Genomic DNA, 8961 nt, shown 5'->3' with positions numbered 1-8961 from the left:
GCTGTCATCAATGTTGATAATCTGCCGGCGGAAATTCGTGATGAAGAATCGCAATTCAAAAGCGCTGTGGACCTTCTGCCCGTGCAGCTTGACCTGGCCGATACACTGGAAAAAATTGAGGCTGCGCTTATCCGCCGGGCGTTGGTACGTGCTGACCTTGTGCAGGTAAAGGCAGCGGAATATTTGCGAATTTCAAAAAGTCTGTTGCAGTATAAATTGAAAAAATACGCCATAACCGGGCATTAGGCAGACTGCCTGTGGGAGCATGCCTCCTCATCCTGACAGGCTGCTCATTCCGGTGTCAGAGAATGCAAACTGGCAGTGTGCTGTTTTTATAGGTTTTTCAAGCAACGGCTCGAACGGCGTTATTCCCGTACCGGGATTCTGATTATTCAGGCTGCACCGCCGTAGGTAAACATTGTTCCGGATTTTTCCGTCCCGGCGTCTGCCCTGTTATGACGTCGGGACGAAAACCGGCACACCGCCGGATAGACCATCAAGCCTGTTTTGCCTTGGTTAGAGGCTTCGCATCACACGTCCCCCTAGAACTGTCATCCTGGAAACAGCCCTTGATTTGTGCCTGAGGCTCGCGCGCAGCAGCGGGCTGACGGGCGCTTTTTGCTGTTTCTTGTCCGGGTTTACGGGGCATTCCGTTGATGACCTTGCGCGATGCGGAGGGCCGTTGCGAGACAAAGGGGGACGTTTCCGCAGTTGAAACCACGGAGCCGTCAACGCAATTTCAACATAAAACCGTTCCAGGATCGCTTTGCGACCGCACGCGTTTATGGCGCATGCTTTCTGATTTTCGGCGTCAGACAGCGTGGGCAGCCGGTTTTTATTGAAAATATTGAGGCCGCCAACCATAAAAATCGCGCTTCTTTTCTTCCCACCCAAGTGGTATCCTTTTTAGCTTGTCAAAATGTATTTTTTGAGCAAATATCATGTAACAAGATTCCACGCGGCAAGGGCCGCACCCTGCCGTAAGCGCAGCATTTAAGCTGTGGCGTGAGAATATTCTTTGTTGTTTTTTTGACGCTGGTTGATTGCTCAATTCGAACGGCTTTTTTTGTCACAGCGCCGGCGACTGCGTGAACAAGTAGTTGTCGTGCTGGCGTAAGCGTGCGAGCCACGTTGCTGCGAAGATCAGAGCAGACGTTTTACAGCGTTGAAAATACTGTTTTGGCAGGCGAACAGCCCTGGCATCGGGCGCTTTCCGGCTGGACGACCGTTCAGACAGCCATATCTGTAAAAAAGGCAGAATGCTTCTGCATGGGCAGATTTGGTTGGCGCTTCCGGTCATGAATATAATTCTCAGGCTTTCAATATGATATTGTTTTCCAAGCAATGTTTTTGCCGTCGGGCTGTGCGTCTGGTTTGCGTGAAGCTCTGGCGTCAAACACACGCATGAATACTGTGAAAATACGTATATAATACTCCGGCAGAACATGCCGATATGGTTGCACTATGATGCAAGGAGACAAATAGAAGATCATGACTACCGCAAATACGAACAGCAGCAGCCCTGAAAGGCTGCAAGGCAGACGGCGCAGCATTCAGCGTCCGCGGGTGCATGTTGAGGTGCTGTCCTGTCTGTTGGAAGATATACAGTCCGGCGTATACCAGGTGGGGCAAAAACTGCCGTCCGAGCGTGAGCTTATGGAAGAATTTGGTGTCGGCCGTCCGGCTGTGCGTGAGGCCTTGTCGGCGCTGGCGCGTATGGGGCTTATAGAAGTTTCGCCCGGCATGCGGGCGCGGGTTTGCAGGCTTACACTCAACCCGCTGCTGCGCGAAATGCGCGCTACCATGGAAATATATTCGAGCACCCATGACGGCTGGCGGCAGATGCACGAACTGCGGCAGTTCTTTGAGACGGCCGTGGCCCGTCATATGGCGCTCCATATGACGGACGAGCAGATGGTTGAGCTTGAGCGCATACTGCAAAAGCAGCGCGGCCTGCTGGACGATTCGGCCATACGGGAATTTTCCGAAGCCGATATCGAGTTTCACCGCTATCTCGTGAACTGCGTCGGAAATAATTTTCTGAATATTGTTTCCGATGGCTTTGCGGGCTGGTTGATTACGCCCCTGTACGCCTCCATGCAGGTACGGCAGCAGAGCGAGCTTGCCTATGAGGCCCATGTGCGTATTTTTGAAGCCCTGAAAAAGCGCGATGCTGATGCTGCCGAAGAAGCCATGCGGGCGCATCTGGAAGAAATGCGCGGTATTTATCAGGTGGACGTCATGTCAGGCACGGAAAAAAAATCGGGCAAGATGTAGGGGCGGTCGAGCCGGAAAGAGCGCACTTTCGGGAGCGACGCCTTGCGGCGTCGGCGTGAGCCGTGCTCTCTACCGAGCCGTATGGTGGCCGGTCTGAAGCCAGATATTTCACGAAAAATCTGAAACGCCCCGTAGCAGGGAGCGTACTAAAAAGAGCGGCGCGTCCTTACGGCATGCCGCTCTTTTTTTATGCGTGCAGCGCCGTGGAACGTCGCTATACAAGCTATGTGAAGCATGAAGCAAACGGTTACGCGGAGTGCACGCACCAGGATTCAGACCTGGCGCAGCGCGAGGCCGCGCAAACGCAAAAACCGCAACGGGGATTCCGTTGCGGTTTTCGTGGGCCGGACACCCGGCAACTTCTGTTGCCGCTGCTTCCTTTCGGACCTGACGGAGTTGGCAGTGCTGCCGCCGTCCGGCTTGGCAAATGCTTTACTTGGAAAGAGGGTGGCTGTCAATGCCTGATGGCTTGTTCCGCCTGTCCGGTCTGTGGGGGCAACAGGCCCGGTATGGCTGTGGCGTTGCTCATGAGCCGTTCCAGCATGCTATCGCTCAGGTTGCCTTTTTTCTGAAGCCTGCGTTTTTCATCCAGGGGATCATACAGCGGCCAGTCCGTGCCGAAAAGTATCCGGTCAGCGGGGTAGGCGGCCAACAGGTTTTTTATGAGCATGGGCGTGGCAAAAGGTGTGGTGCTTGAGCTGTCAAACCACAGGTTGGGGCGCTCCTTGCCGGCAAAAGCCTTGAGTGCGTGCGCCCACATGCGGTAGCCGCCAAAGTGTGCAGCAATGACCTGAAGGCGTGGAAAGGCATCCAGAATGGCAGCCAGCTTGTATGGGCAGGAGGGGTTTTTTTCAGGAGAGATTTTGTCCCCAATGTGCATTTCAAAAATAAAACGTCCTTGTGCGGCCTCAAAAATGGGCAAAAGGCGTGGATCGCTGAGCCAGAAACCCTGAAAGTCCGGGTGCAGCTTGATGCCGCGTATGCCTGCGGCTTCTATGCGGTCAAGTTCGGCCTCCCACTGGGCGTAGCCGGGGTGCACGGTGCCGAAGGCAATGACATTGTCCGGGTACGCCCGTTGCAGGCTGATGGCGTAATTGTTGGCCGGAATGACCTGCGCGGGAGCCGTGGCCGCGCACAAGACCACGCACATGTCGATACCGGCCTTGCGTTCATTTTCCAGCAGGTTGGTTATGGTGCCGTTGCCCGCACAGGCAACGTCGTAATGCCCGTTCAGATGTTCCACCGCCTTGTGCGCAATCTTGGGATGAAAGGCGTGGGTGTGGATGTCGATATGCATGGCTAGACGCTGCTCACCCCGTTGACAACGTTGACGGGCGTGCCAGCCTGCCAGCGACGGATATTTTCCGCCGTAAGGTCAATAATATTCTGTCTTGCCCTGGTGGTGGCCCAGGCAATATGCGGGGTGATGAGTGTATTGGGAGCGGAGAGCAGGGGATTGTCGGGGCTGGGCGGCTCTTCCGAGAGCACGTCTGTGCCGAGTCCGCCCAGTTGGCCGCTTTCAAGGGCCGCCGCCGCAGCAGCCTCGTCGACCAGCGGCCCACGGGAGGTATTAAGCAGAATGGCGCCCTTGCGCATGTTGGACAGAGTCTTGGCATTGATGATGTGCTGCGTTTCCTTCGTCAGGGGGCAATGTAGTGAAATGACGTCCGAAGCGCAGATGAGATGCTCCAGGGTGGCGAAGGCAAAAGGGCTGTACGTGGGCGGATTTTTGGGGGTGCGGCATTGGGCAAGAACATTCATGCCGAAGGCATGCGCCAGTTCACCCATGCGGCGGCCAATGGAGCCAAAACCGATAAGCCCCATGGTCATGCCTTCAAGGCAGACCGGAGGCTTTTTCCAGTAGCACCATTGCTTTGATTTTTGCCAGTCGCCGTCTTTGACGCTCTGGGTATGCAGGCTGGTGTGGCGGCACAGCTCAAGCAGCATGGCCATGGCATGCTGGGCCACATCACTTACCCCGTAGGCCACCACGTTGCATACGGGTATGCCCCGCTGGGCCAGCGCTTCGGTATCAATGATGTTGTATCCGGTTGCCAGCACGCCTACCATACGCACGCTTGCAAGGGCGGGCAGATCTTCCTTGAGCAGGGGAGTTTTGTTGGTGAGCAGCACATCCGCGCCCCTGGAGCGCTCGGCCAGCTGATCCCTGCTGGTTTCGTCATATATGGTCACATCGCCCAAAGCAGTGACAGGTCCCCAATCCACATCGCCGGGGTTGAGCACCCCGCCATCCAGAATGACAATCTTCATGAAAATATCCTCGCTTATGCGCAGTGTAGCCTGAGCCAGTACCCTTCGCAAGGGCTCTGCCCGCGCGAACAAGGCACATGCCCGCAAAAATGCGGTACGCACGTGGAGCAGGGGCGCGGTTGCAGCAGGAAGCTGCCGCCACGCAGGCTGCACAACCTGCCCGAAAGAAAATAAAAAAGGCCACCCTTGCGGGTGGCCTTACATTCATCGCACAGACCGAGGTCTAGTGAGCGATAACGCGGAAGTCGTCGCGGCGGTTCTTGGCCCAAGCGGCTTCGTTGTTACCCTGCACGGCGGGGTTTTCCTTGCCGTAGCTGATCATTTCAAGCTGGTTGGGGTTCACGCCCATCATGACCAGGTACTCATACGCAGCGCGGGCGCGGCGTTCGCCAAGGGCGAGGTTGTATTCCTGGGTGCCGCGATCGTCGCAGTTGCCTTCGATGCGAACGCGGATGGCGGGGTACTGCTTCAGAAGGTCGCCCTTCTGCTTCAGCATTTCTTTGTACTGGTTTTCAACGTTGAACTTGTCAAAGGCGAAGTACACGCGGCCATCAGTGATCTGCTGGACGGCAGCGCGCATTTCAGGGGTCATGCCATCGTCATAGCCAGGTTCGCCAGTGGTTTTTTTTGCACAACCAAAACCGGCAGCCAGAGCCATGACCAAAGCGAGAATAAGAGCGTAGCGTTTCATTGTGTCCTCCTGAACAGCTCATTCTCCAAGAAATTAAATACCTTTCCTTTCTGCACACGTAAGGGCGCATTGCCCTTGCATTACAGATGGTATCCGCACCGTAATTTTTGTCAAGGAGTGTGCGGGGGGTTAGGCGCACTTTCGTAAAATATTTTTTACCCGGTTGGCTCGAAAAAAGCAACAAACCGGGTAAAAAACATTTTTTTAAAAACTAATGCATTGAATTTATTACTTTTGTTGTCCTGGCATGCCCCAGCGGGGGAAAGACGAGTCTCCGCCGCCTGTGGGTACTCTTTTGGCGTCGCCGCCGTGCCTTGTGGTCAGGTAGATGCCGCGTCCGCCTCCGCGCGAGGAGGTGAAGGCGATAAAGTAGCTGTCCGCGCAGAAAGAGGGCTGTTCGTCGCTGCCGGGACCAAAGCTGATCTGGCGTTCGGTGCCGGTGAGCATGTCCTGCACGAAAATGCGGTGGCCGTATTCTGTCATGCGGCTATAGACCACAAGCGTGCCGTCAGGGGACAGGTTGGCCTCGGAATTGTACGTGCCGTTTTTGCTCACGCGGACAACGGACCCACTGCCGAGATCCTTGAGGAATATCTGCGGGCCGCCCAGACGGGACGAGGTAAAGGCCATCTTGGTGCCTGTGCTGTCAAACGTGGGCGACACGTTGATGGAATCGTTCTGCTCAAGCACCCGCTCTTTCTGGAACACATGATTGAGCTGGAAAATGACAGGATACTTGCCGTTGGAAAGAGCCACCGCCACCTTGTTGTCGGGCATAAAGGCGGGGCCTATGACCACGTTGCCGGGAAAGCGGATGCGCTGCACCTTGCCGGTGGAGCGGTCCCACACGCCAAGGGCGTGCGATTTGGGATCTATCTGGGTGAAGACCACAAAGCGGCCGTCCGGCGACCATGCAGGCGACATGGCTTCGCCGGGCATATTGGTTATCTGGCGCAAATCGCGTCCGGTGGGCTTGACCAGCCAGACGTTGGAGTCCATCTTGCCGTTCTTTTTGATGAAGGCGAGAGTGGAGCGGAAAAAGGCTCCGTTACCTGTCAGGGCTTCAAGCAGGTCGGCGCAAAAGCGGTCCGCCACTTCGGGCAGGTCGCGGGCGTTGACCTTGGGGTATTCCTTGCCGAACAGGCGGCCGCCGGTATTGGTTTCAAATGCGCGAATCTGCACAGGGCGTGTGCCGCTGTCACCTTCGGGCCAGAACGTGGTCACCACAATGTCAGACCCGGCAAGCTGAAACCGTTTGAAGTCCAGGGTGGGCGGCTCATATCCGGCCAGCACCACGCCTCCAAGCACGGCTTTGGGGTCCGTCAGGCGCATGAAAGGCAAAAAGCTCAGGTTTTCCTGAACAATTTTTTGCAGTTCTGCGCCCATGCCCGTGGCCTGCACCTGCGGGCCTTTGAGAGGAGCGGCCAGGGCCAGATTGACGATGTTCTGGCCCGGACCGTAAATATCCACGCGCATGGCGGCCTGTGCTCCGCTTCCCAGAGCCAGCCAAAGCCCCAGAGCCAGGAGAAGAAGCAGTTTTTTCATGGCGTCAGCAGTCCTTGTTGGGTCGGCGCGCTAGCGGCGCACCAGTGTAAGAGTTATGTCCAGCGTTGCGCCAAGGTCCGCGGGCGGCGGCGGGATGCTGCCTGCCTTCCGGATGCCCCGGCGCACGAACGGATCAAGATACTTGTCGCCGCTTTTTTCAAGAAAAGCGACGTCTTCAATGGCTCCGGTCGCGGGGTTCACCGTCAGCCGTACAGTAGGATAATAGGTCCCCGGCGTCGTTTCAACCGGTATGATGATGGCGTTGGCAAGCTGCCAGCCCAGGCTGGAAAAATATTTGCCGTGCTTTTTTCCATACTGGTACTGCGCCTTGTTATCCGGCCCGTAGGTGCGCGGCTCGCCCGGCTGCGTGGCGGTTCTCGCCGCCGTGTCGGCCGCCGTGCCGGCAGGTGTTGCGGGCATTGCCTGGGCCGCGTCTTCCAGTGCGCCCGCCGTTGTACCGGCTGCCTCTGACGAAGGCTGCGCGGGCAGCGGAGTCGGGGCAATGGTCAGGGGCGGAGCTTTTTTCGTTGCAGCCGCAGGTTCGTTGCCAGTGTTTCCGGATGCACCGATAGCCACGGTGGCCGGGGAACTGTCCTGGCTGTAGCCGATTACCCGGGCGTTCTTGCCGGATTTTTTCCTGCCCTTGCCGCCTGCCGCAGTGGGATCCGCCGGGACCGGCAGAACCAAAGCCGGGGCCACGGGGGCGGGCCTGACGGCGGGCAGGTCCATACCGGTGGCCTTGGCAGCCTCTTCGGCACGTTCGCGGGCGCGTTCTTCGACGCTGGCCGCCCGGCTGTCGCTCATGGCTGCTTCGGCCTTGGTGCGCGCGCGCTCTTCCTGGCGCATGGCTTCCACATCATCAATGGGCGCAGGCCGCACCTTGCCTCTGGGCATGCCCGTCCAGAACGACAGGTGTACCTCAATGGCTTTGCCTTGAGGCGTTTTGCCGAAATTGCCGATCTGGCGCACCGCGCCACAGGCCGAACTGTCCAGGGCTTCCATGCCGGATGGGCGCACCGGGCTGCAGTCCCGCACACGCCCTGTGCCGTCAAGGGCCACTTCTATCTGTACCTGAAAATCACCTCTGAGCGCCGGTGGGGGCGCCCATATTTCCACAACCTTGTTAAGCATCTTTCCGGCGTAACCGCCTGAGGCGTCAGCAGTGGCCATGGCCGCCGCCCGCGCGCCCGGCGCCGCGAGGCACAGGGCCGACGCGGCGGCAAGCAGAACTGTTACGGGAAGAAATGAGAGAAGCAACCTGCGCTGCGGGGAAGGCATTGTATCCTCCTGTGGGCGCAAAACAGCCTATATTTTAAGGGCTATCTGCCCATGAGTTCGTTGAGGGTAAACACAAGGTCCAAATCACAGTATTCCGCCGATGGCGGCGGGGGAAAGTCTCCGCTCTGGCTGGTGCGAATAACGGCATTGACTGCCGAGGCGTCAAATTGCGAGTTGCCCGAGCCTTGCGAAACAACAGCCTGCTGCACCTTGCCCTGCATATCCACGCGCACGCGCACGATGCAGCTCAGGTTCAGGCGCCCTGCCGAGGCAAAGCCCCAGTTGGGGCGCACCGCCAGCATGACCTGCCCCATGTATACATCACCAAGGCCGCCGCCGCCAGCACCGTCACCTTCACCGCCACCGCCGCCGCGATTGCCCCCGGCACGTTTCTGGGCCTGGGCCAGGGCCTGCTCCACAGCATTGCCCCTGTCGCCGGAATCAGCGCGGGAAGTGGCCTTGCGTTTGGCCTGTTGCAGGGCCGCAGCCACCGGGTCTTCAGCGGACTTCTGGGGAGGCTTTTTATCATCCTTCCGGGCCTGCTGTTTGGGCGGTTCAGGTTTTTTCTGGTCTTTGGGCTTCTCGGGTTCCTTGGGTTTTTCCTGTTTTTGCTGCTTTTCTTCTTTTTTTGCTGCTACAGGCGTTGCCTCGGGCTTTGGCTCGGGTTTCGGTTCCGGCTTTGGCTCGGGCTTCGGCTCGGGTTTTTTAATGGGGGCGGCATCCTGCCTGGGCGTTGGCGGCACAGGAGAAGGCTCTTTTATTTCCACCCGTTCCGGTGCGGCCACTTCAGCCTTGGGCGCAGGGGGCGTGGGCGCAAGAGGTCCGTCGCCCGGCGTGCCCATATGCCCAAGAATGGGGGATGGCGTGCGGTTGCCGCCCGGCGCGCCTTCCACCAGGCT

Annotated in this window: 8 protein-coding genes and 1 other RNA gene; 2 read left to right on the top strand and 7 right to left on the bottom strand. The window is 57.9% G+C overall.

The window, feature by feature from the left end:
* Together QZ377_RS11670 and QZ377_RS11665 are read left to right on the top strand one after the other, a co-directional pair.
* The coding region (locus QZ377_RS11670; RefSeq protein ID WP_291441311.1) for a helix-turn-helix domain-containing protein at positions 1 to 246 on the top strand (246 nt) is incomplete at its 5' end.
* Positions 247 to 1491: 1245 nt separating this feature from the next.
* Entirely contained in the window at positions 1492 to 2277 is a 786-nt protein-coding gene (locus QZ377_RS11665; RefSeq protein ID WP_291441310.1) for an FCD domain-containing protein, read from the top strand.
* Between the two features lie 337 nt (positions 2278 to 2614).
* Here the strand turns inward: QZ377_RS11665 and ffs are convergent.
* The 7 genes from ffs to QZ377_RS11630 all read right to left on the bottom strand — a co-directional run.
* An RNA gene (ffs, locus tag QZ377_RS11660) (signal recognition particle sRNA small type) lies at positions 2615 to 2700 on the bottom strand.
* Positions 2701 to 2731: 31 nt separating this feature from the next.
* On the bottom strand, positions 2732 to 3574 hold the full coding sequence (locus QZ377_RS11655; protein ID WP_291441309.1) for an amidohydrolase family protein: 843 nt from the start codon (positions 3572 to 3574) through the stop codon (positions 2732 to 2734).
* A 2-nt stretch (positions 3575 to 3576) separates the two neighbouring features.
* Entirely contained in the window at positions 3577 to 4548 is a 972-nt protein-coding gene (locus tag QZ377_RS11650; RefSeq protein ID WP_291441308.1) for a D-2-hydroxyacid dehydrogenase, read from the bottom strand.
* A 223-nt stretch (positions 4549 to 4771) separates the two neighbouring features.
* A complete protein-coding gene (pal, locus tag QZ377_RS11645) occupies positions 4772 to 5239 on the bottom strand; it encodes a peptidoglycan-associated lipoprotein Pal (RefSeq protein WP_012624489.1) in 468 nt (155 codons plus the stop codon).
* 228 nt (positions 5240 to 5467) lie between these two features.
* A complete protein-coding gene (locus QZ377_RS11640) occupies positions 5468 to 6784 on the bottom strand; it encodes a translocation protein TolB (RefSeq protein ID WP_291441307.1) in 1317 nt (438 codons plus the stop codon).
* A gap of 30 nt (positions 6785 to 6814) precedes the next feature.
* Positions 6815 to 7954 carry a TonB family protein gene (locus QZ377_RS11635; protein WP_291441306.1) on the bottom strand — a complete coding sequence of 380 codons (1140 nt, stop codon included), beginning with the start codon at positions 7952 to 7954 and terminating at the stop codon, positions 6815 to 6817.
* A gap of 149 nt (positions 7955 to 8103) precedes the next feature.
* Positions 8104 to 8961, bottom strand: an 858-nt coding sequence (locus QZ377_RS11630) for a TonB family protein (RefSeq protein WP_291441305.1), incomplete at its 5' end; no start/stop codon positions are given.

The organism is Desulfovibrio sp. (assembly GCF_019424165.1).
GTDB lineage: Bacteria > Desulfobacterota > Desulfovibrionia > Desulfovibrionales > Desulfovibrionaceae > Desulfovibrio.
This window is presented reverse-complemented; position numbering and strand designations above follow the sequence as displayed.

Excerpts from the sequence above, each read along its gene's own strand:
- QZ377_RS11665 (WP_291441310.1), top strand. The coding sequence starts at position 1,492 with ATGACTACCGCAAATACGAACAGCAGCAGCCCTGAAAGGCTGCAAGGC.
- QZ377_RS11655 (WP_291441309.1), bottom strand. The coding sequence starts at position 3,574 with ATGCATATCGACATCCACACCCACGCCTTTCATCCCAAGATTGCGCAC.
- QZ377_RS11650 (WP_291441308.1), bottom strand. The coding sequence starts at position 4,548 with ATGAAGATTGTCATTCTGGATGGCGGGGTGCTCAACCCCGGCGATGTG.
- pal (WP_012624489.1), bottom strand. The coding sequence starts at position 5,239 with ATGAAACGCTACGCTCTTATTCTCGCTTTGGTCATGGCTCTGGCTGCC.
- QZ377_RS11640 (WP_291441307.1), bottom strand. The coding sequence starts at position 6,784 with ATGAAAAAACTGCTTCTTCTCCTGGCTCTGGGGCTTTGGCTGGCTCTG.
- QZ377_RS11635 (WP_291441306.1), bottom strand. The coding sequence starts at position 7,954 with ATGGCCACTGCTGACGCCTCAGGCGGTTACGCCGGAAAGATGCTTAAC.